This window comes from Acidobacteriota bacterium, assembly GCA_016196065.1.
GTDB lineage: Bacteria > Acidobacteriota > Terriglobia > Terriglobales > Acidobacteriaceae > Acidiflorens.
Genome location: JACPYL010000012.1, coordinates 326,710 through 352,373, shown reverse-complemented (window position 1 = coordinate 352,373; position 25,664 = coordinate 326,710). Strand labels below are relative to the sequence as shown.

Genomic DNA, 25,664 nt, shown 5'->3' with positions numbered 1-25,664 from the left:
CGTTTCCGTTCCGCTATGTGACCGTGAATGTTGTCTTGCTGCTGGCATTGCCGCCTGAGGTTTTGATCGCGATCTTGCCGGTCTTGGCTCCCACGGGTACCGTTGCCGTAATCGAGGCGCCCGACGGATCCACCGTGTAGCTGGTTGCTTTTACTCCGCCAAACTTAACTTGTGTTGTGCCGATGAACCCCGAGCCGGTAATCGTAACGAGGGAGCCCACCGGCCCGCTGGGCGGAGAAAAACCGGTGATCACGGGCGCGATTTTGTATGCCTTGTTGCTGGTGAGCGTGCCGGCAGGCGTGACCACGGTTACGTTGCCGGATGTTCCGTTGGCGGGAACAGTGGCAGTCATGTAGCTGTCGGAGACAACATTGAAGGTGGCGGACCCGGAACCAAACTTTACGCTGGTAGTTCCCGTAAGTCCGGTGCCCAGGATCTGCACGGTTTGGCCGGCCGTACCGCTCGTCGTCATCAACGCGACGAAGCGAGGCAGAGAATTGCTCAAGCTGTACGCGACGCCTTTACCGTTCGCACCGCCCGCATTGGCCAGGCCATAAATCGTCCCATTCGTATGCTGCATCGGGTTTGCGTACGGAGTGGCGCCGTGGGTGTTGTCGAAGTTATACAGAGTGGCAAAAGCGCCGGTCTTGGTGATCTGATACAACGTGCCGGCGACGGCTCCGCCCCCTGAAGAAGCGCTGTAGAACTTGCCATCGCTGCCGGAAACGAAGCCGGCGACTTGCCCCGCACCTTCCGGGGGATACTGGAAATCGTGGAGCACGGAGATACTGCCCTTGAGGGTCATTTTGAAGGCGACACCGAAAGCGTGCGCGCCGCCACCCTGCGTTGCTCCATACAGAAGGCCATCCGCGCCTTGTGCGAGTTGTCCCCGGGGAGTGTTGCCGTGCGTGCCGTCAAAGTGATACAGGATTTTTACCGCTCCGCTCGCAGACATTCGGAAGACAGTCCCCTTGTCGTTAACCGAACCGACGGTCACGCCGTAGAAATTTCCATCATTGGCGAGCAAGAGAGGCACCTCTACATTGGGCACCGCATAGATGAAAGGATTGAGGACCTTGTACTTGCCGGCCGAAGTAATGGAGTAAGCCGCTCCCACGGACGTTACCCCGTAGAATGCTCCACTCTTGCCCTGTACGGGCGGTGCGATGGGAGAGGAGTCGTTTTGGGTTCCATCAAATTCATGAAGAACTGTGAGGACTCCTGCCGGTGTGATCTTGAACAACGTGCCGAGGCTATGGGCACCTCCCAGATACGTTGATCCGTAGAAATTGCCGTCCGTACCGAGCGTGAGACCGCTCCAAGGATCGCATCCGAATTTCCCATTTCCGTCAAAATTGTAGATAGGCGTCAGAGTGCCTGACGGAGTCATCTTGAAGACCATTCCGCAGGCTCCCGTTCCCCCGTAATTCACCGTTCCGTAGAGGTTTCCATCCCGCCCCTGCGCCAACACGCCTGGCTGCTGCGGATTGAACCCTTCCGCAATACTGAAATCATGCAGATCGGTGTAGGTTTGCGCGTGCGCGGTGGCGCATCCGGCGCTGAGTCCGGCGACCGTGAGGAGTGTGGCACCAGCGACTGCTAAGAAACGCTTCCAGATTCCGCTTTCAAATTTCCCCAAGCTGGCAAGAAGTGGCATCGAAGCTCCTAGAGTTTGTTTCAACGTCAAAATGTTACGAATTGGAACTGAGTACGCAGGAGGGGAGGGGCCCTGATCGCCAGAGATTCTATCGCAAAGTACCCTGCTCCCGTCAAAGGACCCTCGCAGATTGTCAGGTCAGTAGACGCTGTCACGGCGGGTGGCCCATACATTCGAGGGTGCCCCACTCATCGCGATCACCTGGCCCACCCGCAAGCTACTCGGGAGGAACCAGGCAACCAATGCAATGCGCCTTACCTGCGAGTTTCTTGCAGTCGTGAAACCACACCACATTGCGGACACGATACGCCGAATCCGAGTTCTCCCTACGCAAATGCCGCGGAGTGCGAACCGATAGGTTCACCTCGGAATATGCGGGAAGCAAAAACACACCTAGGTCAGCGATGTCCACGTCGTTGTAGCTGGTGTCGAAGGTTGCGGACTTGATCTGGAACGATCTTGGCAGACCGGTCAGTCGCACGACGGTTCGTAGCGGGCGTCCGCTATTCCGGTCGACGTACAACTCGCCTTCATACGAAGGATGCAAGGTAGTCTTGTTGTCTCCAATGGTCCAGAACTGGTTCTTCGCCGCCGGAATATGAAATCGATACACCGAGGCAGGGACCGAGTTGAGCATCTCGTCGTTGTGGACCTTGAAGTCAACGGCGAACGGTGGCTGGAACAGATCGATCAGTTCGGCGCCGAAATTGCGGTTCGTGACCAGGCTCATCAAATCGACGGCATCGACCTTCTCGCCGTAACCGGACGGACCATCGACCACAACATGAGTGTATTGATTGCGTCCATCCTCGTAGGAAACCCGTGCATGGATAACCACCGTTGGGTATTCTGGCCCGCCGCTCTCGGCAGTCTGTTCGCAGACAAAATCAGGAAGAGAACGCCGAAGGGACGCCACGTATTCGCAGGTTCGCAGGAGCGGCGAAAGGTTTCCTGTCGCCCAGGGCGCGCATTCCGGTGCTGCGTTCGGAGGTTCCAGTGTGATCGACGTTGCCTGTGCCCCGGCAACAACGGCCACCAACATGATCTCTGCAGCGAGCAGCGAAAACTCACAAATCCAACGGCTTCGAGTGATGCTCCACCTGCAGATGAACTGCGCCTTGCGCTGCCCTTTGTTCATTGACTCCCAGACAAGCACTGCTCACTTAAACAGGCCGCTCTGAGGACCAGTCGATCGCGACACAAATCGCATCATTTCGGTAAGCGGAGGGCCAAACCTAAATCCATACGGGCAATAATAGTAGTCGGGGTCTCCCCGGGGATGGCGCACCTTCTCAATGGGATGTGCCAGTTTGTAAAGGTACACACAAGTAAACCCGACATGCGGCGCTCCGCTGGGAGAAGAGGGTTCACCTCGGTGCTCGCGGCTATAGCTTTCTTCTGGCGGACCACCCTGCGGATCGTATGCGCCCCGATCCCGCCATTCTTGCACTTCGATGAGCTTCGGAGCTGCCGGCTTCGAAGCTACTAGCCCTTCGAGAGAAAAGACGATTCGGGCAATCTCCAGAATGTAAGTCGCTTTTGCCTGGTCCGAGCAAATGCCGGGAAACTCATGAGCATGCTTGGCGACGTATTTTTCCGCTCGCTTCGCATCATCGTCGGAAACAGGCACAAACTCGAATTGTGGCCGTCTTAGCCAATAAAGTCGCCGCGTCCAGAGTTTTTTTTCTTGGGCACTTAGACCTTGCCAATGGCTCTTATAATTGTCGCGCCAGGCAGCCAGATAGCTGTTGTATTGGCCGCGGCCCAGCCGATCTCGCCAAGGCGTTATTTTTGCAGGGAAATCCAGCGCCTCCAGCTTCCGATAATCTGACTGCATAATTTCAGCGTCCGGGATCACGACCGGAGTGGCGTAAGTGTGACATCCACTGCTGTGGGTCCGCCTCCTGCACGAAAGCGTAGGCCCGGCAGGCTGGCTGAGATGGAGTTGCTGGCTGACTGGCTGAAGACTGTGCGCTCGCTGAGGAGGAAACGATCAACCAGAGCGCCAGAGAACCCGATATGGGTGCGAAGCGCATACAGCACCTCCCGACCAATTTCGCACCTTGCCCACGATTTTGTCCAGTGGGCCACATGCGGCATCGTAGACAGCGGTGGGTGCCTCATTTCTCGCGTCTTTGGCGGGGCACCCATCCTTGCGGGTTCTGAGCAAAGAGGTGAAATTACGCAAGGCCCCCACTGTGGCATTTCGTCAGCCTGCAAAAACAGATTTCCCGCCGGAGGGAGTTTCGCTGGTGGGCCCACTAGGATTTGAACCTAGAACCAACAGATTATGAGTCTGCTGCTCTAACCGTTGAGCTATGGGCCCGAACGCATATATTGTCGCACGAACTTCGAGGACGCTTCCGTGTGAGGGGCGAGGACCCCGATCCTCCGCCTCGCTCTGATCAGACTTGCCGGGGGGCTCCTAGTGCTACTCCAGTTACTTTGGTGACAGGCACCTGGTTGCGCTTCGGGCTACCATTACGCAACATAGGTGTCCGCAATGAAGAAGGCGCGATTTCTGCTGTCGCTGACCAACGACGATAACGACTACCAGGTCGAACAGGCGTCGGCGGCCAAGCAGACGGCAATCAAGCGTGGGATCGAACTCGAGATCATCCACGCGAGAAATGACGGGATCGTGCAGAGCCAGCAGTTGCTGAACCGGATTCAATCTTCTACCAATCCTCGCCCCGACGCGATCCTGTTTGAACCTGCGGGTTCCACCACGCTTCCACAGGTTGCGCGCGCCGCGGTGGCGGCGGGCATCGGCTGGGTCGTGTTGAACCGCGACGCGGATTACATTGCCGATCTGCGGCGCCAGTTTCAGGTCCCCGTGTTTGCGCTCACCTCCGATCACGAAGAAGTGGGACGCATCCAGGGGCGGCAGCTCTCGGCGCTGGCTCCGGGAGGCGGAATGGTGCTCTACGTCCAGGGACCGAGTGAAAGCTCGGCTGCCAAGCAACGGCTGTTCGGCACGCTGGAAACGAAACTTGAGACCGTGCAATTGCGCGTCCTGAAAGCGCACTGGACTGAAGCGAGCGCCTATAAGGCCGTCAGTTCGTGGCTGCGGCTTTCTACGTCGCGCGACAATCAGATGGTCGCCGTGTGCGCGCAGGATGATTCCATGGCGGTGGGAGCGCGCAAGGCTTTTGAAGAATGCTTCGCCAAGCAGCCCGAGCTTTGGCAGAAGATACCCTTCCTCGGTTGTGACGGGCTTCCGAAAACCGGTCAGGAGTGGGTGCGCCGCGGCACACTGGCGGCGACGGTATTTATCCCGCCGAATGCCGGGGATGCGATGGAGTTGATGATGAAATCCATTGAATCGGGCACACAGCCTCCGGACCGGACGTTTACTCCATCCAAATCGATTCCGGAAATTGATGCCTTGCAGCAACAGGCGCTTCGGGCACGCGCGAGCGGCCGCTAGTACTTGTCGAAATATTTTGGTCGGGGACGATGACCTCAGCGGCTGAAGCCGCAGCATAAAAGATGTCTGCGATCGCAGCGGTAAACCGCTGCGCCACCCAAAAACAAATCTGCGGCGACCGCAGCACCGAAGTGGCCTGGGAAATCTCGGGTAGAGACGAGGCTTGCCTCGTCTCTCTTTTCTTCTCTCTCTTCTTTCTCTCTTGGCATTTGGCAATGCCGCTGCCGGCGGAGACGCGGCAAGCCGCGTCTCTACATTCAAAGATGCTTCAAAATTGTGTGGCTAGAAGCGGAGTTGCACGGCTTCGGAAAGGAACTTCAGTAGAGGCGTCATCTTTTTCGCGGCGCGCAGAAAATCTTCCAGAAATTTTCCGCTACACACCTGCGCTTGCGAGAAGTCAATGCTGGCGACGAAATCCTTGCGCTTGAGATCTTCTATGAGTGCGTGGTCGGCGGAATAGCCGCGGGGCGGGCGAGTGAACGTGTCGCCACCTAACTTGAGTCCACGCTTGGCAGCGCGCCACTCATCAGGCCGCCACGCAATGGCATCGCGGATTCGCGCCAGCGAACGCGGGTCCGGTTGCCAGATACCGCCCGCGAGAAAACACCCTTTCGGTTCAAGATGCAGATACAGGCCGGGCCCATGCACGGCCTCAGTCGCGGATGCATGCCAGAAATTCATGCCGACATGAGTCTTGTAGGGCTTCTTATCCTTGGAGAAGCGGACATCGCGATACACACGAAACAGGGATCCACCGTTGGGCTTGGGATCGGCGACAAGCCAGGTGCTGACGGTGCGCAACCGGAGTTGCAGGTCGGTGATGAAGCGGAGGCTCGGCTGGCGTCCGAGTTCTTCGAATTCCGGTTTGTGTTTCAGGAACCAAGTACGCCGGTTGTTGCGGCGCAGCTGTTCCAGAAACTGAAAGAGCTTGGGATTGAAATACGCCTGCCGCATCGTACTGACGGTCCGATCTACTGGGTTGGAGGCGTAACGACCGGCGCCGGATTTGCGGCAGCGGCGGCGAGCGCACTGTGATTGACCAGGTCCTTTAATTCTTTGCTCGGCTTGAAGAAAGGAATCTTCTTCGCCGGAACTTCCACGCGATCGCCGGTCTTGGGATTGCGTCCCACGCGAGGCTTACGCTGGCGGGTACGAAAACTGCCGAATCCGCGAATTTCGATCTTGTCGCCTACGCGCAGTGATCGGACGATGCTGTCAAAGATCGTCTCTACAATCACTTCGCTGTCTTTGCGCGTCAGTTCGGCGAGCCGGGACACTTCTTCGATGAGGTCCGCTTTTGTCATAGTCTCTTTACTCCCTTGGGGGTAGGGTCACCCTGCCGAACTTCTCTTCCCCCCGGTCTATCGAGGGCGGCATCGTCTATAACTCTCTCAAATTTCAGGGGTTCTGCGCAAGTGGACAGGGAAATACCCTATTTCCACAGATAATAGAAGCCCATTTGCTGCTCCATCAGCTTTTCGCGGGTCGGCAAGTAGTCGGAAACGTCGCCAAACATGAGGTCGAGGCCCGATCGCCGGTTCCTTGGAGGCCAGACAAGTGACGGCTCTCCCTTGATTCCAACGGACTTGGCGGTATCTTTCACGGCATCCTCGAAATCAGCGATCTGATCGACCAGTTTCATCGGGAACGCCTGTTCTCCGGTCCATACTTTGCCGTTTGCAATCAAGCGGATATCCGCCTCTTTCATCTTCCGGCCGTCGGCGACTGCCTGGATAAACTGGGTATGCATGTTGTCGATCAGGGTCTGCATGTATTCCTGCTCGGCGGGGGTCATGTCGCGGGTGGGATTGCCGGTGTCCTTAAACTCTCCGGCTTTCAGCGTGATGTTCTTGAGCTTGGCCCAGCGGAGCAGTTCGCCATAATTCACCCACTGCGCAATCACTCCGATGGAACCGACAATGCTTCCCTTGTCGGCATAAATCTTGTCGGTCGCGGAGGATACGTAGTACGCGCCACTCGCGCCGACCGTTTCGATGGAGGCCACGATGCGCTTTTTCTTGGAGTCGTGAATGCGCTTCACTTCGCGATAGATCTCTTCGGACGCCGCCACTCCTCCGCCCGGAGAGTTGACATGAAGAATGATCGCTTTGATGGAATCATCGTCGGCAAACTTCTTGAGCTGGGACACCACCAGCTTCGGCGAAAGGATCACACCATCCAGATCGACGACGCCAATCTTGTCTCCAAAACCGCCGAATGATGATTCTTCATCGTGGCCATTGAAGCTCAGGTACACCAGCGTAAACACCGCTGCCACGAAAAGAAAGAAAGCTCCGCCGCCGAAGAGCAGCCAAAGCCAGACACGCGAACGACGCTCGGTCATAGTGAGAAAAGTGTAGCACCGGGAGGGCCGTGAAACTCAGTCTTGCCAAGCCGAGTCTTACTAACTCGAAGGAAATCGCTTGTTCACGAACCTCCCTCCTTCTTCACTTCACGTCAAAGTTACGGGCGTCCACAGTGACGTTACTGGCTATATCGAGGCCCTTTAGATCCCAATCCGACAACGTGGAACTTCCGGTCTGGAGTTCCTGCGTGAACTGAATGTCGTAGTGGGTCGGCAACGTAACGCCATCCACGGTCGTAAATTCGCTAAATTTTTCTTTCAGGAGATAGCGGTTCTGCTGCTGACGCGCCTGGTTGGTTTCCGTGGACGAGGGAATGCCAGCCGTTCCGCCGGCCGGAAAGTTGCCTCCAGCAGCGGACCCTGCGTTCGGTAAGCCCGTACCCGAAGCCACCGGCGTATCGCCAGCAAGTCCCTGCGTCACGCTCAGGCTGTAGACCGTTGCCACGTGACGATAGGTTTGAGGGTCGAAGTAAAGGTGGATTTCCAAATCGCTGTTCTTTTTGGGACGATAGCGAAGATCGTAGAGTTCCTGTCCGTCGAGTTTCTTCAGGCCGCCAAAGCTCAGCTTCGGCTTGCGTTCGTCTATTTTCAACAGCGGCCAGCTGGTGGTCAGCGCTCCCCCTAACAGACCCTCCTGAAGAACGGCATTCTGTACGAAGACGAAGTTGCCCAAATTGGAGCGCGACTTTTGCGCGGTGGAGAGCGCCACCTTGTCCTTGTCGCCGTCGTAGACAAACTGTTCGCCGCGATAGTCGTTGTTCTGCAGCTTCATCATGACTTGGAATTTCTTGCCGTCCGATACGATTGCTGCCTTGCCCTCGAGAGAGCCGGATGCGCCGTTCAGGATCGAGAAGCGTACTGGTCCCTGCACTACACGAGTTTTGAGTCCGGCACGAACCGTCCCGCTCGCTATCGAATCAAGGTGTTGGGCAATAAGTTCTTCGGCATTGGCCGGCGGATTCGCGGCGGAAGCTTGGCCGAATAACACAAAAGTTGAGAGGATCAGAGTCGCGAGAGCGGCATTCTTCCTTATGTTCATGTTCATACTCCGTTACGTCCTTTGCATTCAGCGTTTGGACACGGTCGCCTGCCATCAGGATTTGCCCCGCCGTCAGGCTCCTTGTGCGAGTTTACACCGATTTCCGAGAAGACAAAACGACTCCTCGTTGTGACCCAACTCAGTTTCAGGGTTGGCGTAAACTCATCCCTGTCATGCGCGACCCTATCGAACTCGAAGTCTTCAAGAATCTCTACCATTCGATTGCGGAAGAGATGGGCGCGGCGCTGCGCCGCACTTCGTTCTCTCCCAACATCAAGGAGCGGCGCGACTATTCCTGCGCGGTCTTCGACTGTGAGGGTCGAGTGATTGCAATGGGCGACCATATGCCGGTGCATCTTGGGTCGATGCCCATGTCGGTGGCGGCGGCAGTCGAGCATTCGACGCTTGAGCCAGGCGACGTCGTGATGCTGAACGACCCGTTTCGGGGCGGCACTCATTTGCCGGACATCACGCTGGTTATGCCGGTGTATGTAGGCACGGTCAACAGCACACGCGGCAAAGGCACATTCAAAATCAAAGGCAGCGGGCGGGGGCGCCCGCTCCACACTGTCACGCCTGATTTCTATGTTGCTTCCCGGGCTCACCATGCAGATGTCGGCGGCACCTATCCCGGATCGATGGGGCCTTGCCGCGAGATTTATCAGGAGGGACTTCGCATCCCTCCGGTAAAGATTCTGCGTGGAGGAAAGGTCGTTCCCGATGTGCTGGCGCTGCTGCTGAATAATGTCCGCACACCCGAGGAACGCGAAGGCGATCTCGGAGCACAGATCGCAGCGTGCCAGACTGGCGCTGCGCGGCTTGGCGAAATCTGCAGCCGCTACGGACTGGCTCGTACGCAACTCGCGGCTCGGTCGCTGCTTGACTACTCCGAGGCGATGATGCGCAGTTTTCTGGGAAGCATCCCTCCCGGCACGTATTCCGCAGAAGATTTTCTCGATGATGATGGTGTCAACGACAAGCCGGTGCGGATTGCTGTGACTCTGCGAGTCCATGCACGCGGCCAGAAGCAATCCGGCGGCAAGAATGCCCTTAAGAAAGCGATCACCATCGACTTCACCGGATCTGATCCGCAAGTGGAGGGAGCGATCAATGCGGTGGAAGCCATCACCGTTTCCGCCTGCTTTTATGTGTTTCGCTGCCTGCTGCAGGAAGACGTACCTGCCACGGCCGGACTTTTGCGTCCCATTGAGGTCATCGCGCCCATTGGCACTGTCGTCAATGCGAAGCTGCCGGCAGCCGTGGCCGGAGGCAATGTCGAAACTTCGCAGCGCATTGTCGATGTACTGCTAAAAGCACTGGCGCAAGCGATTCCGGACCGCATTCCTGCCGCTGCCTCGGGCACGATGAACAACCTCACCATCGGCGGGATCGATCCACGCTCCGGCGAGTCATTTGCCTATTACGAAACCATCGCCGGAGGCATGGGCGCGCGCCCCACTAAGGACGGCGTGTCTGGGGTTCACACCCACATGACGAATTCGCTGAACACTCCGGCTGAGGCGCTCGAATATGCCTACCCGGTCCGACTACGGCGCTATTCGTTTCGTACGGAGAGCGGCGGCGCAGGTCTACATCGGGGTGGTGACGGGATTGTCCGTGAAATCGAAGTGCTCTCCGACGCGCAAGTCACTCTGCTGGCCGACCGCCGCAACCGCGGTCCCTACGGACTTTCTGGAGGCAGCGACGGCGCGCCAGGACGAACAACGGTGATCCGCCAGGATGGCACCGAAGAAAAACTAGCCGGCAAGACCAGCGTCCGCCTGCGTTCCGGAGAGAGGGTCCGCGTTGAGTCTCCGGGTGGTGGTGGCTGGGGTAAAACACATCGCAGCCCAAGCAACTAGTCTCCCGAGACGCGGCCAGCCTCGGCTCTACACTGTGGCCTCGATTTTCGCTAGAATTCTTCTATACCGCTTGTTCGGGAGTTACCAATCATGAAAGCCGGCCGTCCACTTCTTCTTGCTGTGTTGATCGCGGGTGCGTTCTTCTACTTCACTACTTATCGTCATAACCGGTTGCATCCTGCCGATTGGATCAGTCATCCCACGAGCGTTGAGATTACCGAGGCCGCTGGCGGCGGCGATCCGCTCGATGCGGAAGAGCAGAACAACATCAGCGTCTATCGCAAAAACATCGCATCGGTGGTCAACATCACCTCGCGAGCGATGACCTTCGACTTTTTCTATGGCTTGGTTCCGCAAGAAGGTCAGGGAACCGGTTTCATCATTGATAAAGAGGGCCACATCATCACCAACTACCACGTGATTGCCGAAGCGCGCCAGGTAGAAGTGACGCTGAGCAACCGAAAGAAATATAGGGCGACAATTGTCGGCACCGACCGCGCGCATGATCTGGCCATCGTCCAGATAAAGGCGCCCGGCCTGACGCCGATGACGTTAGGGGATTCCACGAATCTGCAGGTGGGCCAGAAGGTTTATGCGATCGGCAATCCCTTTGGCCTCGCGGGGACACTCACACGCGGGATTGTCAGTTCGATCCGCCAGGTGCAGGAACCCGACGGCATGGTGATCGAGGAAGCGATTCAGACCGACGCCGCGATCAATCCTGGCAACTCCGGCGGACCGCTCCTCAACTGGCATGGCGAGGTGATCGGCATCAATACCATGATCGCGTCGAGCGTCGGACAAAGTGCAGGTATCGGCTTCGCGATTCCGATCAACACCGCGAAAGCAGTTTTGAATGACCTGGTCACGATCGGACGAGTGCGGCGTCCCGCGCTCGGCGTGCGCACAATTCCGATTTCGAGTGAACTCGCCACTGAAATGAGCCTGGCCGCCGACTACGGATTGCTCATCGTGCAAGCCGTTCCCGGCGGCGCCGCCGATCGCGCCGGCCTGCGCGGAGGCACCGAACGCGCCTTCCTCGGCAACATGCAGATCATGATTGGCGGGGACCTGATCGTCTCCGTCGATGGGAAAAAGGTGGAGACCCAGCAAGACCTCGCGCAGGTCATGAATAGCCATCGCGCCGGAGACACCGTGAACGTCACCATCTATCGGGGAAAGAAGAAGATGGAGGTCAGCGTGGTGCTGGGCGAAGCGCGGGAACAGGTGTAAGAAAGCTGCTGGCTTCTGGCTACTAGCCTCTAGCCGGCCATTTAGAGCATTCGAACGCTTAGCCTCTTGCTCAGGCCTCTTGCGAATAGGCTCTTGGGCGGCGCAGCGGTTTACCGCTGCGATAGGTTGGTGCTTTGATCGGCTTTAGCCGCTGAGGTTAGGACTGACTCCTCCGTCTCCTAACAAAACGCTGAATACTGTGAGACGTGGTGTCGCTGGCCTAGAACGATAACCTCGCGCTCAACTGAATCTCCCGCCCCGGCGTCATCGCCATCGTGATCGTGCCGAACTGCGGCGTGTTCACGAACCGGTTCGGCGTCCCCAGGTTGACCTTATTCAGAGCGTTGAAGGCCTCTGCACGGAATTGGAAGTTTGCCTTTTCCGTGATGCGGAATGTCCGCGCCAAGGACAGGTCAAGAGTCTGGAGCGGCGGGCCGTACACGGAATTTCGTCCGACGTCGCCAAATGTGAACGCCGGTGGCGCAGCAAAGGCCGCAGGGTTAAACCATTTGTCTGCGGTGCGCGTGCCCGGACCGAAGACTGGCTCCCCGGTAACGTTCGCGCGAATGGGATTTTCTCCCAACACCGTGCCCGAGTTCGCGGTGTCACCGAATACTGAGATCGTCAGCGGCATGCCCGATTGCACCTGGTAGATGGTCGTGAAATGCCAATTCTCCGTGAGGAGCCGCGCCCAGGTCGCCGCGCCGTAGGTTGGAATATCAAACACGCTGCTCAGCGCAAAGCGATGACGCACATCGCATCCCGGGCCTTTTTCAGCGCCCAGGTCGCTGTTGTTTTGCGGGATGGCCGACTCGTCCATCGCAGAACGGAAGTCGGGCGCGTTGGTCAGTGTCTTGGCGTAGGTGTAGTTCGCCAAAACGCTGAGGCCGTGCGAGTACTTTCGGCGGATGTTCACGTAGCCCGCGTCGTACCAGCTCTGCGCGGAGTCTTCCAGGCGGTTGATGGTGCTGACCGGAAACGTCTGGCTTTGAATAATGGCTTCCGGATCACTGCTCGGCGTCAACACGGTGCCGTCGACGAACGTCAGTGTCTTATACGGACGCCGCGGCCCGATCGGCCCCGGCCCCGGAGGCGCGTTGTTGATCAGGTGCGCACGCTGTAGATGAAATCCGCGCGCGCCCAGGTATCCCACGGCAAGCGTCGTGTTGCCGTGAAAACTCTTCTCGATCTGCCCGTTCCATTGCTGCACATACTGAGCGGGCGCATTCGGATCAAATGCCGTAAAGCTTACGGTCGTAGGTTTCAAGTCTCCGTTTCCGAGGACGGGCGTGCCGAAATTCAAGCCGCTCGTAAACAGACCCACGGGTGGCGTGAAGTTGTCGGCCTGTTGCGTTTCCGGGAAAACATACGGGACATTGTGGCGCTGATTGCACCAGGTGTTCATATCCACTGGCGTAAAGAAGATCCCGTAGGCCGCGCGAACTACCAACCCCATCCGGGGAACATTCTGGGCAATTCCAAAACGGGGCGCGATGTTGTGCTTGTTCGAATACATCAGCCCACGCGGATATCCCTGCTCGCCGCCGATGAAAACTTCGGGGAGTCCGTCTTTGAAGATGATGTTGGAATTGGTGTTCCGCAAATCATAGAGCGGGCTGGTGTATTCATAACGCAGTCCGATGTTCAACGTCGTCGTTGAAGTGATCTGCCAACTGTCTTCGGCGAACGTATCCCATCCCCAGTTCCGCAATTGCATCTGCGGGACTCCGGCCTGGCGCTGCTTCACGGCGGGGAGGCTCAGCAACAGGCTGGCAAATCCTGACCCGCTCCCGTCATTGAATCCGAATTCGGTGGTGTAGCCGTTGGTGTACTGGTAGTAGCCGCGGTTCTGAAAGAATCCCCACATCGGCCAGATATATTTGCGAACATCGCCACCGAACTTTAAGGCGTGACGTCCGCGCTGCCAGGCAAAGGTGTCTCGCAATTCCGCAGTCGTGTCCCAGGCATGCATGGGGGTTGCGGCAAACGTATCTCCAACTCCGGTGTAGCCCTGCGCCGCAAACCAGGGTGCGCCCCAGGCATTCTTTCCGCCGAATCCAACTCCCTGGATACCGAGTTGACCCACGATATCGTTGACGCCATTGTTTTGCGACGTGTGATTCATCGCCAGGCGAGAAAACGTAAGCGCGATGGTATTCAGTTTCGTGCTGGAAAACACGTGGTTCCACGACACTACGGACTGCTGGGAAAGATTATCGAAATTCGCGCCAAATCCGGGCAGGTTTTCCGTGGTTGCCGTGGAGCCGTTGCTGGGAGAAAACCCGCGCTCGGCACTCACGCTATACCGCGCGAGGAGTGTGTCGTTGTTCCCGAATACGTGATCAACGCGAACTGTGCCCTGATCCTGATAGTGGTTTTCGTTGCGGATATCCAGATAGTTATTCGAATCGACTCCTGTATTGTCCATCATCATGTTCGGCATCGGGACGTACTGCATCAGAAATGCCGCGAGTTGCGGATTGATCCGGTCCATCGGAATCATGTTGTCGGGAAACTGGCTGCGTGTGTACGGGAAGTTGTCCGGCCCAGTCGGCTGCGTCGGATCATAGTTCGGATTCGGAACCGCGGTGGTGGGATCGTAGATCTTGGCCTTAGCCATACTGAAATCGCCCTGGATTTCCTCCGGGGTAGGGACTGTGAGCGTCTCGGCATCCGCCTGCGCCAGCCGCAAGCCCTCATAGTTGAAGAAGAAGAAAGTCTTCTTGCTCTTGCCCAGGAGCGGCCCGCCGAATGACGCGCCGAAATTGTTCTGCACCAGGTGATTGTTGCCCATGGAGCCAAACGTCGTCGCATCCATGGCGCCGTTGCGCAAGAATTCGTAGGCCGTTCCGTGGAACTGGTTGGTTCCTCCGCGAGTGACGATGTTGATCTGCCCGCCGCCCGCTCCTCCCATATCCGCGGTGTAACTGCTCGTCTCAACCTGGAATTCCATGACCGCGTCCGGAGACGGGCTCAGATTCTGCGTGTTGAAGGTGGGATCGGTATTGGTGGCGCCGTCCAGCAGGAAGAAGTTGGCGTTCGGGCGATTGCCTCCAATCGTGATCGCGGAGCGCTGCCCGGGCCGCCAATAAAGAGGATTCGTTTCCCCCGTCTGCGCTCCAAAGCCGACGTGCGCTCCCGGCACCGTCAACACCAGGTCAATTAACATCCGGCCATTCAAGGGAAGGTCCTGCACCAATTTCCGCTCGACGACTTCACCGACACTCGCTTCGGTCGTCCGCAGTACATCGGCGGCCGCGCTGACCTGCACGCCTTCTTTGACGGTTCCGACTTTAAGTCCGATATCGATTGCCAACTTCTCTCCGACCTCGAGCCGCAGAGACTGCTTTGAGGTGGCAAAGCCCGCGGCTTCGGTGGTCAGCTCATAGTCGTCGGGCCAAAGTCCGGCGGCGGAGAACAGTCCTCCCTCATTGGAAACGACCACTCGGATCGCACCTGTGCTGATTGCTCGGATGTGAATCGTAGCCTTGGCAACCGGCAAAGACTGCGCATCCCGAACCGTTCCGGACACTGTCGCGTAGTTACTTTGCCCGTACCCGGGCAGCACTAAGCCGAGCACACAGAACGCACACAAAACGATGGCGGTGATTCGCATACACAAATTTCCTTGAGGTAGGATTCGCGTCCAGAACGGCACTTCAGAACGTGCAGAGTCCGGCCGCAACCGGGAAACATCGAAACAATGTGACCCTGAGTACCCGACACTCTAGAAAGGATGTAGGGAACCAGCAATACTAGAAATCAACTAGGATTAGACCGGTTTACGGGTTCCGTGCGCGATTGCCAGATGAGTTCCAGCTGAAAGTGTCGTATCCTAGTTTCCTTCTTATGATCGCCGCCCGCTAACTCGGCCTCTGTTGTTCTGGCGAGGCCCCGCATGTAGTGTGCGCAGTTTCGCCCTGGCTCACCGAATCAACAACAGAAAGGATCATTCCCCATGCAATTCGTGGATCGGGCATTGGCCCGCCGCCTGGAGTCTGCGGAAGAAATGCCGCAGGTGTATCACGCAGAATGGTGTCTGAAGAATCAGCCGAACCCGGTGGCCGCAGTGGAAGAAATCGCGGGCGGGCACATGATCTTTGCCGGACTCGGATCTCCCATCGGACGCGCCGTCGGCATGGGATTCGCAGCGCCTGTCACGGCCGCCGACATGGACCGCCTTGAAGAATTTTACTTTTCCCGCAAGGCACCGTCGAAGACTGACTACTGTCCACTCAGCGACCCGAGCCTGCTCGATCTGACCCGCGAACGCGGTTACGGGATCGAAGAACTCAACAATGTCCTGGCTCGAAAACTGGATCCGGACGAGAAATTTCCCGCTCACTCCGGATTCACGATTCGCGCGGGACAGCCGGCGGATTTGCCTACGATCGGCAGCATCGTCCGGCGAGCGTTCTTTCCGGATGGCGGTGAGCCCGAGGGCTTCGATCAGATGCTCTCGCCCATGTTCGCCTTCCCCGGCAGCCGGACGTTCGTGGCCGAGATTGACGGACACATTGTCGCGACCGGCGCGGGCCTCATCATCCCGGAGCACAAGATCGTCGGGCTCTACGGTGCAGGAACACTCAAGGATTACCGCGGACGCGGCTTACAAACCGCCATCCTCGAACGGCGCATGCAAGTCGCCGCTCAGGCCGGATGCGAGTACGCCGTAATCATCACCTTGGGTGGAACAACGTCCATGCGCAACGCGGAGCGGCTCGGATTCCGCGTGGCGTACAGCAAAGCGACTCTGGTCAAGCAACCGCCAGCATCTTGATCGCAGACATTGGAGACGCGGCCAGCCGCGTCTCCACGGCATGCTCCGTTTGACTCTGATCAATATCGTGGACTAGCCTCTTAAGTTCAACTCCATCCCATGCGTATTCAATACAAACTGGTCATTGTGTGCGGGTTTCTCGCAATGGTTGCGGGGAATCTGACCGCTGCGCCGCTGAGTCCAGTCCATGCCCAGCATGCGATGGTGGCGAGCGTGCACGAACTGGCATCGCGCGCCGGTGTCGAGACGATGCACGCGGGTGGGAATGCTGTGGACGCGGCGGTGGCTACCGGGTTTGCGCTCGCCGTGGTGTATCCACAGGCTGGAAACATCGGTGGAGGCGGGTTCCTGCTATTGCGGAAAGCAAGCGGGGAAGTACACTTCATCGATTTTCGAGAGAAGGCGCCCGCCGCTGCTACCGAGAACATGTATCTCGACGCGCAAGGCAACGTGATCGAGAACGCGAGCCTGGTCGGATACAAGGCGGTCGGAGTTCCGGGATCGGTCGCAGGCCTGGTGTATGCGGAAAAAAAATACGGCAAGCTGACGCTCGAAAAAGTGATGGCCCCGGCCATTCGCCTGGCACGCGAGGGGTTTGCTCTGGCATGGGAAGATTCTGAAGACCTGAAAGACAACGATCTTGCGAAGTTCCCGGCATCGAAACGCATCTTCCAGCGGGGCGGCAAGTATTATCAGCCGGGAGAAATCCTGAAGCAGCCGGAACTGGCGCGCACGCTCGAGAGAATCGCCAAAAATCCGGGCGACTTCTATCACGGCGCCCTCGCCCGCGAACTTGCGGCAGCCGTGCAAAAAGGTGGCGGCCTCATCACGGCCAAAGACCTGGCGGACTACGAAGTCAAAGAGCGCGAGCCGATTCACGGCACGTATCGGGGATACGACGTCATCAGCGCTCCGCCGCCATCGTCGGGCGGAACGGCTCTGGTCGAAATTCTTAACATTCTCGAAGGCTTCGATCTCGCCAAACTCGGCAACCGTTCGGCGCAAACCGTCCATTTGACGGTCGAAGCGTTTCGCCGTGCCTTCTACGATCGTGCGGAATTCATGGGCGATCCCGACTTCGCAAGGATCCCCGTACCGCAGTTGCTCGACAAGCGTTATGCCGAAGCATGGCGTGAATCCATCAGTCCCAGCCATGCCAGCGCCAGCGCAGATCTAAAACGCCCCAAGGTCTTCAATGAACTGGAACGGGTCGCCGAATTCCAGCCGATGGCGATTCGCGAACCACAAAATACAACCCACTTTTCGGTTGTCGATCCGCAGGGCAACGCAGTCGCGGTGACGACTACGCTGAATGACTCGTTTGGGTCCCGGGTTACCGCCGAGGGCTTGGGCTTCCTGCTCAACGACGAAATGGACGACTTCGCAGCCAAGCAGGGCGTCCCCAATGCCTACGGACTGATTCAGGGCCCCGCCAACGCGATCGGCCCCGGCAAGCGTCCGCTTTCCGCGATGACGCCGACGATCGTCCTTAAAGACGGCAAGCTCTTCCTGGTGCTGGGCTCGCCCGGCGGTCCAACCATCATTACGACGGTCGCGAATGTCCTCATGGGAGTGGTCGATTTTGGCCTGGACATCCAGGAAGCCGTCAATGCGCCGAGGTTGCATCATCAGTGGCTCCCTGACGTAATTGAGGTGGAAGACCGCCTGTCTCCCGATACAATGAACCTATTGCGGTCCAAGGGACATACCTTGAGAGTCGAGCACCTGTGGGGTGACGGAGAGTGCATCATGATTGACCCCAAAACAGGCGAACGCCTGGGTGCGAGTGACGGCCGCAATAACGGGAAGGCGGTAGGGTACTGATGCAGAGAGCCGTCTCAACATACATCTATGTGAAGGAACGGCTTCATCCGGGATTGCTGGATGAGCTCGTGAAAGCCGGCGCGCAGGCGATCGAAATTTTCGCCGCCCGGCAACACTTCGACTACGCGAACCGAAAGCAGCACATTCGCGAAATTGCCGACTGGTTCAACTCCACGGGCATCCCTCTGAACTCCGTACACGCGCCTCTCTATTCGGACTACGAGTGGGGACGAACCGGCTCGCCTCCAGTGAACATCGCGTCGGTCGACCGCGGCCAGCGTATCGAAGCCATGGACGAAATCAAGCGCGCGCTTGAAATTGCCGAGCAGATTCCATTCCGCTTCCTGGTGCAGCACATCGGAAATCAGAACGAAGAGTTTGACGAGAAGAAATTCGAATCGGCCATGACCTCGATCGAGCACCTGCGCGCTTTCGCCAAGCCGCTGGGAGTACGGATTCTGGTCGAGAATATTCCGAACGAATTGTCCACACCCGAGCGCCTGGTAGAGTTCATCCGGACGTCACACATGGACGACGTCGGCGTCTGCTTCGATTGCGGCCACGCTCACATGATGGGTGGCGTGCCCCAGGCATTCGAGACGCTCAAGAAATACATCTGCTCGACCCACGTGCATGACAATCATGCCGACAAAGACACGCACCTGTGGCCGGGCCAGGGCACCATCAACTGGAAAGAGACCATGGAACTACTGCGCACCGCTCCTCAGACGCCGCCCCTGCTGCTGGAGATCGATGGCGAAGAAAAGAAAAGCCCAAGTCCGGAAGTGATCGCCACGTTCCGCACGCTCGAAGATTCCTAGGAGGTCAAAGGTTAGAGGTCAGATTGAAGAGGTGAAAATATGGAGGCCTTGGGTTTTAACCTCTGCAATCTGACCTCTCACCTTTGACCTCGTTTGATTTTATGTCCGCACCCATAAGTACGATTGCAGAAATCGGCAAATACGAAGGCCAGGCGGTCACCATCCGCGGCTGGCTCTATAACCTGCGCGAGAGCGGCAAGCTTTTGTTCCCGCAATTTCGCGACGGCTCCGGCGTGATTCAAGGCGTGGTGCCGAAGAACGCAGTCCCGCCAGAAGTATTCGACGCCATCAAAGGCCTGACGCAGGAATCGAGCGTTATCGTCGAAGGCAAGGTCCGCGCCGACAAGCGCGCTCCGGGCGGCTATGAAATGGACGTGTTGAATGTGCAGGTCGTGCAGCGCGTCTCGGAGTCCGATCCGTATCCGATCACCCCGAAGGAGCATGGCACCGAGTTCCTGATGGAGCACCGCCATCTCTGGCTGCGCTCGTTGCGGCAGGCAGCGATTTTGCGGGTGCGTGCCGAGATCATTCGCGCCGCGCGCGATTTCTTTGACGGCAACGGCTTCACGCTGACCGATCCACCGATTCTCACGCCTGCCGCCTGCGAGGGAACGAGCACATTGTTTCCCGTGGACTACTTCGAAGAGCAGGCGTTCCTCACGCAGTCCGGCCAGCTTTACATCGAAGCCACCGCGATGGCACTCGGCAAGGTGTATTCGTTCGGCCCGACGTTCCGTGCGGAGAAATCGAAAACGCGGCGCCATCTCACCGAGTTCTGGATGGTCGAACCCGAAGTCGCCTACGGCACGCTCGACGACATGATGGAACTCGCCGAAGGCTTGCTGAGCTTCCTCGTGAAGCGGTGCCTCGAACGCCGCCGCACGGACCTGCAAACGATCGGACGCGATCTCACGAAACTCGAAAAGATCGAAGCACCCTTTCCGCGCATCAGCTACGACGAAGCCGTCCAGAAACTCCAGGAAGGCCACTCGCAAGGCGCGCTGGAAAACAAATTCGAATACGGTGGAGACCTTGGATCACCGGACGAGACTTACCTGTCGTCGCAATATGACAAGCCGGTCATGGTGCATCGCTATCCCGCGGGCGTGAAGGCGTTTTATATGGAACCCGATCCGCAGCGTCCCGAACTGGCGCTCTGCGTCGATGTGCTGGCTCCCGAAGGTTACGGTGAAATCATCGGCGGATCGCAGCGCATGGCGTCCCATGAACTGCTGCTGAAGCGCATCCACGAGCACAATCTGCCGGAAGAAGCTTTCAAATGGTATCTTGACCTGCGCAAGTACGGCAGCGTGCCGCACAGCGGCTTCGGCATGGGCATCGAGCGAGCCGTAGCGTGGATCTGCGGGCTCGAACACGTGCGGGAAACGATTCCGTTCCCGAGAATGTTGCATCGGCTGTATCCATAAGTTCTCAGCTCCCGGTTTCCAGTTCTCAGTAACTGCGAACGGGATGTTTCACTGAGAACCGGGAACTGAGAACTGGCTTCTATGGTTCATACAACACGAGCATCGTTTAGCAGTGTCACTCCCCGAAAGATTCGGGTGATTGGCGTTCCTCTTGACCTGGGGCAGTCTCGCCGTGGCGTGGATATGGGTCCGTCGGCGGTGCGTGTGGCCGGACTGGAAGCTCGCCTGGAAGCAATCGGCCACCGAGTAGAAGACGCCGGCAACATCGTGGTCGCGATTCCTGAGCAAAAGAAGGAAGGCGCCGCCAACGCCAAGTACCTGAAAGAAATCACGGCTACGTGTACCAAGGGCGCAGACCTGGTTCTGAAAACTCTCGAGGCCGGGCAAGTTCCCGTGGTGCTGGGCGGCGATCACTCGATTGCGGCAGGAACGGTTTCCGGGGTCGCGGAATTTTATCGCCGGCAGAATCAGAAAATCGGTTTGATCTGGATTGATGCCCACACCGACATGAACAGCCCTGAATCTTCCCCGAGCGGGAACGTCCATGGGATGCCGCTCGCAGCGATCATGGGACTGCCTCCGTATGAACTCGGCAAGATCTACGACTTCACTCCCAAGGTGCAACCCGAGAATTGTGTGCTCGTGGGAATCCGCGACGTCGACAATTTTGAAAAGGAAAACATCCGCAAAGCCGGCGTCGAAGTTTTCACCATGCGCGACATCGACGAACGAGGAATGCGCTCGGTGATGGAAGAGGCGCTTCGCATGGCCGGACGCGGCACCGCCGGCTATCACGTGTCGCTCGACATGGACTGGATCGATCCCGAAGATGCTCCAGGCGTGGGCACGCCGGTGTGGGGCGGAGCCACCTATCGCGAAGCTCATCTGGCGATGGAAATCATCTCCGACCACGGCCGCATGCTGAGTTTTGAAATTGTGGAAGTCAATCCCGTCATCGACGAACGGAACCAGACGGCCGACTTGGCGGTCGAGCTTGCGTTGTCAGCCTTCGGCAAGAAAATCCTGTAAGAAAATTTACCGATTGTCCCAAAGAGAAAACGGCGAAGCCTAAGCTCCGCCGTTCCCTTCTCAACCAGGCTGAAGACTATTGAAGCTTAGTCTTCACCGCGTCCCCAGTTTTGAAGCCTGTTCCAGAAACCACCGAGCACACGGACGAAACATCGTCGACATCGGTGACCTTAACCATGCCGATCGACGTGCTCATCCGCCGCAATACTTTTCCCGTGGCCGGATCTTTAATTTCCTTGCTGACTCGCTCGACGCTAAGCTGGTCGCCAACCTTCACGCCCGCTTTGGAGCCAACATTGAGGACTACCTGTCCGCCATCGACCGCTGCGACCAGGCCCTCGACCACGATCGTGCGCGTGACCAGCTTGTCTTTGCCGGCGATGACTCCCGTGCTCATCTGCTCGACCGCGGATTTCACGGCTTCGCCGATGATAGTGTTCTGAAAGTCACTGCTGCCAAAATCGACGGCGCCAGCCCCGAATCCGTGCCAGTTACCGCCGCCGCCCAGCAACGAAGTGCTGGAGCGTTGCGATTCGCCTTTGCCTTCGGCAACTGCCAGAATTTCACCCGTATCGATGTCCACGATGCGGGCATCGAGTCCAACGATTGCCTTGGTATTGGAATGTTTGAATCCACCCAGGCCGAAACCGCCCAGGCCGCCGCCGGCTCCGCCCACGCCCGTCTTCTTCGTGTCATTGCCGAACTGCGTGATGCTGCCCACGATGATTGCATCCACACCCAGTAGTTTGCCCAGCTTGGCGGCCGAATTCGGATTGGCGCGATCGCTGTTCGAGAAATTCTGCTCGGCCAGGATCTTGTCCATGGCCTTGCGCTCGATCACCGAATAGCTGCCGTCCTTGACCAGGTACTTTACGAGCAGATCCGAGATGCCCTTGCCGATGTCAACGTCCTGCCCGAAGATCGCCGCTACGCCGCTGTGCACCGTGGCATAGTCAAAATCGAAAATGGCGACGCGCTTTTTGCGCGCGGGCGCACCTTCCGCCTGCGCCACTGCTGAGCCGACCCAGGTCGTGGTCAGGAGTGCCAATATCGCTGCCGCGAATAGAGCTTTTTTCATGTCGGATGCCTTTTCTGGGGGATTCAGGAAGATGACCCTTTCACAGGCGAGCCTTTTCCCTTGATCAGCGAGGCTAAACGGCCCTCTGACGGTTGTCAACACAATCAGCAACCTGTTGGCAGGTGTTCTTTTTGCGCGGACAGAGGGTCCAACCCTTTCGGGTACCAATCCTGCGATTGACGCGGACCGCGCCTCCCGCCAAACTGAAATGGCATGGCAAAACTCAGAGTCGGCATCCTTTTTGGTGGACGAAGCGGCGAGCACGAAGTGTCACTCCTCTCAGCGGCATCGGTCCTAAAAGCAATAGATAAGACGAAATATAACGTTGTCCCGATTGGAATCACCAAGGACGGTCGATGGCTGACGTCGGAAAATGCCGAGCGACTTTTGCAGGGAAAGCCGCTTGAGGAAAGTCGTCCCCTCCGCGCGGGCGATCCCGATGCGACACCCGGAGCCGCGCTTCTTGCCCAAGGCGAGGCAGTGATCGTGCCGCCCGAACCGGTCCATCGCGGCGGTGGCATGGAGCCCTTCCGCATCGAAGCCTCCGCCCTTCGACGCACGACCGACCGCGCCATCAATGTTGACGTGATCTTCCCCGTGCTCCACGGAACGTTCGGCGAAGACGGGACGATCCAGGGCTTGCTCGAACTCGCCGACCTGGCCTATGTCGGCGCGGGCGTTCTCGGCTCGTCCGCCGGCATGGATAAAGACGTCATGAAGTCCCTGTTCCGCGCGGCGGGCCTGCCGATCGTGAAGCACGTCACCGTCCTGCGCAGCCAGTGGGAGAGCGAGCCGAAGAAAGTTCAGAAGCTGGTGGAGAGCAAGTTGAAGTATCCCGTGTTTGTTAAACCCGCAAACCTGGGATCATCCGTCGGCATCTCGAAGGCGCATGACCGGAAAGAACTGGGCCCTGCCATCGAAGAAGCCGCAAAGTTCGACCGCAAGATTGTGATCGAAGAAGGCGTTGGCGGGAAAAATCGCAAAGCTCGCGAAATTGAATGCTCGGTGCTCGGCAACGACGATCCCAAAGCGTCCATCGCCGGTGAGATCGTCCCCTGCAAAGAATTCTACGATTACAACGCCAAGTACCTTGACGAAGGATCCGAGTTAGTCATTCCCGCTGAGCTAACCAAATCGGAGATGAAAAACTTGCAGTCGCTGGCTGTCGCGTCATTTCAGGCTGTCGATTGTTCCGGCCTGGCCCGCGTGGATTTTCTCATGGACCCGAAGTCCCGCAAGATTTTCGTCAACGAGATCAATACCATGCCTGGCTTCACTTCAATCAGCATGTATCCCAAACTCTGGGCGGCGTCGGGACTCTCGTATCCTGACCTGATCTCCCGGCTGATTCAGTTAGGGATCGAGCGCCACGAGGATAAGAAGAGGAACCAGTACAGCCGGTAAGCCTTTATTCATTCGGCTTCCACGCCCTTCCTACTGCGTGTTCCAGGCAATTTCGCTTGACTCGATTCCGAGGCGGGCATAAATTTGCAATCTACTAACCGTAATAAAACGAAACTAAATAACCATTATTAGAAAGAACTGCCAGAGGAGATAGCACCATAACTAAAGAGGCAACCGCCATGCGATCGAAAATTCAAAGATCACTCTCCTGCATCTGCTTCAGTTTGCTCTGCAGCGGGTTCGGATTCGGCGCTACGTATTACGTTGCAACCTCCGGCAACAACGCCAACGATGGCCTTTCCCGGCGCACCGCATGGCGGAACGTGCAATATGCCGCCAATCATGTCCAGGCGGGCGACACCGTTAACGTACTGGGCGGCGTTTACAACGAGACCGTGAATATTCCAGCATCAGGATCCGCGGCAGCCGGGTACATCACGCTCCAGAACTATTCCAAACAGGCCGCGATTCTCGACGGCACCGGACTCACCATCCCCGGCGGCCAATACGGCATGATCAACATCGCGAGCCAAAGCTACATCATCGTGAAGGGATTGGAAGTCCGAAACTACAAATCATCCAGCAGAAGCAATGTCCCGGTTGGAATCTACATCACTGGAGCGGGCAGCCATCTCCAACTGCTCAATAACCACGTTCACGATATCGTGACGACCGCGACCGGATGCGGCGCGAATGCGCTCGGCGTTGCGATCTACGGAAGCGAGGCACCGGCCGCGCTGAACCATCTCACGATCAGCGGCAACGAACTCGATCATCTCAAGACTGGATGCAGCGAATCGATGTCCCTCAACGGCAATGTGGACACGTTCACCGTCACCAACAACCTGATCCACGACAACAACAACATCGGCATCGACGTGATCGGCTTTGAGGGCACCTCGCCGAATCCAGCCTATGATCAGGCGCGCAACGGCACGGTGAGCCAGAACACGGTCTACAACATTTCTTCCGACGGAAATCCGTCGTATCCAAAGAATTGCTGGTGCTCCGACGGCATCTATGTGGACGGCGGCACGAACGTCATCGTCGAACGCAACCTCATCCACAACGTCGACCTGGGAATTGAAATCGCCAGCGAGCACAAGAACAAGACATCCAGTTTTGTAACCGCCCGCAATAACCTCATCTACTTTGGAAACTCAGCGGGAGTCTCAATCGGCGGATACGCGGCAGGCGTCGGTGGCACCGATCACGTAACCATCGTGAACAACACGCTCTACAAGAACGATGGCCAGAACACGGGTTCAGGAGAATTCCAGATTCAGTTTCACGCCACCAACAATGTCTTCAAGAACAACATTGTGTATGCGGGCGCACAGGGCTACATGGTCAATAACTACACAAAGTCGACTCCCAACCCCGCCGACGTCGACTACAACCTTTATTACTCGAGCGCGAACGCCAGCGGCACGACCTGGCTGTGGGTAGGAAAAACCTACAGCGGCTTTACGGCCTATCAATCGGGATCAGGTGAGGATTCCCATTCGAACTATGCGGATCCTCTCTTTGTGAACCCGACCACGCCGGATCTCCACGTTCAAGCGGCCTCGCGAGCGGTGAATGCGGGGATCAATCTCGGAACCGGGGTTGTCGGCGCCACCGACTATGCGGGTAACCCACGGGTGCAAGGGTCGAACATTGATATTGGCGGATATGAGCAGTGAGGCTGCGAGAGGTTGGACAGCACGGAACCC

The 25,664-nt window shown here is 57.6% G+C and carries 19 protein-coding genes and 1 tRNA gene; 10 read left to right on the top strand and 10 right to left on the bottom strand.

Annotated features, from left to right (window positions below; genetic code table 11):
• Positions 1 to 13 precede the first annotated feature (13 nt).
• From HY010_13695 to HY010_13680, 4 genes are all read right to left on the bottom strand, one after another.
• Positions 14 to 1,657 (bottom strand): IPT/TIG domain-containing protein, encoded by a 1,644-nt coding sequence (locus HY010_13695; GenBank protein MBI3476780.1) that lies wholly within the window; start codon positions 1,655 to 1,657, stop codon positions 14 to 16.
• Positions 1,658 to 1,874: 217 nt separating this feature from the next.
• Positions 1,875 to 2,699 carry a hypothetical protein gene (locus HY010_13690; GenBank protein ID MBI3476779.1) on the bottom strand — a complete coding sequence of 275 codons (825 nt, stop codon included), beginning with the start codon at positions 2,697 to 2,699 and terminating at the stop codon, positions 1,875 to 1,877.
• Positions 2,700 to 2,816: 117 nt separating this feature from the next.
• Positions 2,817 to 3,287 (bottom strand): hypothetical protein, encoded by a 471-nt coding sequence (locus HY010_13685; GenBank protein ID MBI3476778.1) that lies wholly within the window; start codon positions 3,285 to 3,287, stop codon positions 2,817 to 2,819.
• 620 nt (positions 3,288 to 3,907) lie between these two features.
• Positions 3,908 to 3,983: transfer RNA gene (locus HY010_13680), tRNA-Ile, on the bottom strand.
• A gap of 177 nt (positions 3,984 to 4,160) precedes the next feature.
• Here HY010_13680 and HY010_13675 point away from each other — a divergent pair.
• A complete protein-coding gene (locus tag HY010_13675; GenBank protein MBI3476777.1) occupies positions 4,161 to 5,087 on the top strand; it encodes a sugar ABC transporter substrate-binding protein in 927 nt (308 codons plus the stop codon).
• Between the two features lie 282 nt (positions 5,088 to 5,369).
• Here HY010_13675 and HY010_13670 read toward each other — a convergent pair whose 3' ends face one another.
• From HY010_13670 to HY010_13655, 4 genes are all read right to left on the bottom strand, one after another.
• Positions 5,370 to 6,041 carry a TIGR02453 family protein gene (locus tag HY010_13670; protein MBI3476776.1) on the bottom strand — a complete coding sequence of 224 codons (672 nt, stop codon included), beginning with the start codon at positions 6,039 to 6,041 and terminating at the stop codon, positions 5,370 to 5,372.
• Positions 6,042 to 6,058: 17 nt separating this feature from the next.
• A complete protein-coding gene (locus HY010_13665) occupies positions 6,059 to 6,391 on the bottom strand; it encodes an integration host factor subunit beta (protein ID MBI3476775.1) in 333 nt (110 codons plus the stop codon).
• 128 nt (positions 6,392 to 6,519) lie between these two features.
• Complete coding sequence (sppA, locus tag HY010_13660; GenBank protein MBI3476774.1) at positions 6,520 to 7,431, bottom strand: signal peptide peptidase SppA; 912 nt, start codon at positions 7,429 to 7,431, stop codon at positions 6,520 to 6,522.
• A 103-nt stretch (positions 7,432 to 7,534) separates the two neighbouring features.
• The gene (locus HY010_13655) at positions 7,535 to 8,491 is read right to left on the bottom strand and encodes a hypothetical protein (protein ID MBI3476773.1); all 957 of its coding nucleotides are present in this window, start codon (positions 8,489 to 8,491) and stop codon (positions 7,535 to 7,537) included.
• 173 nt (positions 8,492 to 8,664) lie between these two features.
• On the opposite strand from HY010_13655, the gene HY010_13650 reads away from it, so the two are divergent.
• Positions 8,665 to 10,353 carry a hydantoinase B/oxoprolinase family protein gene (locus HY010_13650; GenBank protein MBI3476772.1) on the top strand — a complete coding sequence of 563 codons (1,689 nt, stop codon included), beginning with the start codon at positions 8,665 to 8,667 and terminating at the stop codon, positions 10,351 to 10,353.
• Positions 10,354 to 10,443: 90 nt separating this feature from the next.
• On the top strand, positions 10,444 to 11,586 hold the full coding sequence (locus HY010_13645) for a trypsin-like peptidase domain-containing protein (protein ID MBI3476771.1): 1,143 nt from the start codon (positions 10,444 to 10,446) through the stop codon (positions 11,584 to 11,586).
• Between the two features lie 220 nt (positions 11,587 to 11,806).
• On the opposite strand, the gene HY010_13640 is transcribed toward HY010_13645, so the two are convergent.
• A complete protein-coding gene (locus tag HY010_13640) occupies positions 11,807 to 15,202 on the bottom strand; it encodes a TonB-dependent receptor (GenBank protein ID MBI3476770.1) in 3,396 nt (1,131 codons plus the stop codon).
• Positions 15,203 to 15,544: 342 nt separating this feature from the next.
• On the opposite strand from HY010_13640, the gene HY010_13635 reads away from it, so the two are divergent.
• From HY010_13635 to rocF, 5 genes are all read left to right on the top strand, one after another.
• Positions 15,545 to 16,366 (top strand): GNAT family N-acetyltransferase, encoded by an 822-nt coding sequence (locus HY010_13635; GenBank protein ID MBI3476769.1) that lies wholly within the window; start codon positions 15,545 to 15,547, stop codon positions 16,364 to 16,366.
• Positions 16,367 to 16,465: 99 nt separating this feature from the next.
• Complete coding sequence (ggt, locus tag HY010_13630) at positions 16,466 to 18,190, top strand: gamma-glutamyltransferase (protein ID MBI3476768.1); 1,725 nt, start codon at positions 16,466 to 16,468, stop codon at positions 18,188 to 18,190.
• Positions 18,190 to 19,011: a sugar phosphate isomerase/epimerase gene (locus tag HY010_13625; protein MBI3476767.1), complete on the top strand. Its 822-nt coding sequence runs from the start codon at positions 18,190 to 18,192 to the stop codon at positions 19,009 to 19,011. Before ggt ends, HY010_13625 begins: the two co-directional genes overlap by 1 nt.
• A 101-nt stretch (positions 19,012 to 19,112) precedes the next feature.
• Positions 19,113 to 20,438, top strand: a complete 1,326-nt coding sequence (gene asnS / locus HY010_13620; protein MBI3476766.1) for an asparagine--tRNA ligase — start codon at positions 19,113 to 19,115, stop codon at positions 20,436 to 20,438.
• A gap of 81 nt (positions 20,439 to 20,519) precedes the next feature.
• A complete protein-coding gene (gene rocF / locus HY010_13615; protein MBI3476765.1) occupies positions 20,520 to 21,467 on the top strand; it encodes an arginase in 948 nt (315 codons plus the stop codon).
• Between the two features lie 76 nt (positions 21,468 to 21,543).
• On the opposite strand, the gene HY010_13610 is transcribed toward rocF, so the two are convergent.
• On the bottom strand, positions 21,544 to 22,545 hold the full coding sequence (locus HY010_13610; protein MBI3476764.1) for a curli production assembly protein CsgG: 1,002 nt from the start codon (positions 22,543 to 22,545) through the stop codon (positions 21,544 to 21,546).
• A gap of 213 nt (positions 22,546 to 22,758) precedes the next feature.
• Here HY010_13610 and HY010_13605 point away from each other — a divergent pair, with 213 nt between their 5' ends.
• Together HY010_13605 and HY010_13600 are read left to right on the top strand one after the other, a co-directional pair.
• Positions 22,759 to 23,949 (top strand): D-alanine--D-alanine ligase, encoded by a 1,191-nt coding sequence (locus HY010_13605; GenBank protein ID MBI3476763.1) that lies wholly within the window; start codon positions 22,759 to 22,761, stop codon positions 23,947 to 23,949.
• A gap of 179 nt (positions 23,950 to 24,128) precedes the next feature.
• Positions 24,129 to 25,634, top strand: a complete 1,506-nt coding sequence (locus HY010_13600) for a right-handed parallel beta-helix repeat-containing protein (protein MBI3476762.1) — start codon at positions 24,129 to 24,131, stop codon at positions 25,632 to 25,634.
• Positions 25,635 to 25,664: the final 30 nt, after the last annotated feature.

Excerpts from the sequence above, each read along its gene's own strand:
- HY010_13695 (MBI3476780.1), bottom strand. The coding sequence starts at position 1,657 with ATGCCACTTCTTGCCAGCTTGGGGAAATTTGAAAGCGGAATCTGGAAG.
- HY010_13690 (MBI3476779.1), bottom strand. The coding sequence starts at position 2,699 with ATGTTGGTGGCCGTTGTTGCCGGGGCACAGGCAACGTCGATCACACTG.
- HY010_13675 (MBI3476777.1), top strand. The coding sequence starts at position 4,161 with ATGAAGAAGGCGCGATTTCTGCTGTCGCTGACCAACGACGATAACGAC.
- HY010_13670 (MBI3476776.1), bottom strand. The coding sequence starts at position 6,041 with ATGCGGCAGGCGTATTTCAATCCCAAGCTCTTTCAGTTTCTGGAACAG.
- HY010_13665 (MBI3476775.1), bottom strand. The coding sequence starts at position 6,391 with ATGACAAAAGCGGACCTCATCGAAGAAGTGTCCCGGCTCGCCGAACTG.
- sppA (MBI3476774.1), bottom strand. The coding sequence starts at position 7,431 with ATGACCGAGCGTCGTTCGCGTGTCTGGCTTTGGCTGCTCTTCGGCGGC.
- HY010_13655 (MBI3476773.1), bottom strand. The coding sequence starts at position 8,491 with ATGAACATAAGGAAGAATGCCGCTCTCGCGACTCTGATCCTCTCAACT.
- HY010_13650 (MBI3476772.1), top strand. The coding sequence starts at position 8,665 with ATGCGCGACCCTATCGAACTCGAAGTCTTCAAGAATCTCTACCATTCG.
- HY010_13645 (MBI3476771.1), top strand. The coding sequence starts at position 10,444 with ATGAAAGCCGGCCGTCCACTTCTTCTTGCTGTGTTGATCGCGGGTGCG.
- HY010_13640 (MBI3476770.1), bottom strand. The coding sequence starts at position 15,202 with ATGCGAATCACCGCCATCGTTTTGTGTGCGTTCTGTGTGCTCGGCTTA.
- HY010_13635 (MBI3476769.1), top strand. The coding sequence starts at position 15,545 with ATGCAATTCGTGGATCGGGCATTGGCCCGCCGCCTGGAGTCTGCGGAA.
- ggt (MBI3476768.1), top strand. The coding sequence starts at position 16,466 with ATGCGTATTCAATACAAACTGGTCATTGTGTGCGGGTTTCTCGCAATG.
- HY010_13625 (MBI3476767.1), top strand. The coding sequence starts at position 18,190 with ATGCAGAGAGCCGTCTCAACATACATCTATGTGAAGGAACGGCTTCAT.
- asnS (MBI3476766.1), top strand. The coding sequence starts at position 19,113 with ATGTCCGCACCCATAAGTACGATTGCAGAAATCGGCAAATACGAAGGC.
- rocF (MBI3476765.1), top strand. The coding sequence starts at position 20,520 with ATGGTTCATACAACACGAGCATCGTTTAGCAGTGTCACTCCCCGAAAG.
- HY010_13610 (MBI3476764.1), bottom strand. The coding sequence starts at position 22,545 with ATGAAAAAAGCTCTATTCGCGGCAGCGATATTGGCACTCCTGACCACG.
- HY010_13605 (MBI3476763.1), top strand. The coding sequence starts at position 22,759 with ATGGCAAAACTCAGAGTCGGCATCCTTTTTGGTGGACGAAGCGGCGAG.
- HY010_13600 (MBI3476762.1), top strand. The coding sequence starts at position 24,129 with ATGCGATCGAAAATTCAAAGATCACTCTCCTGCATCTGCTTCAGTTTG.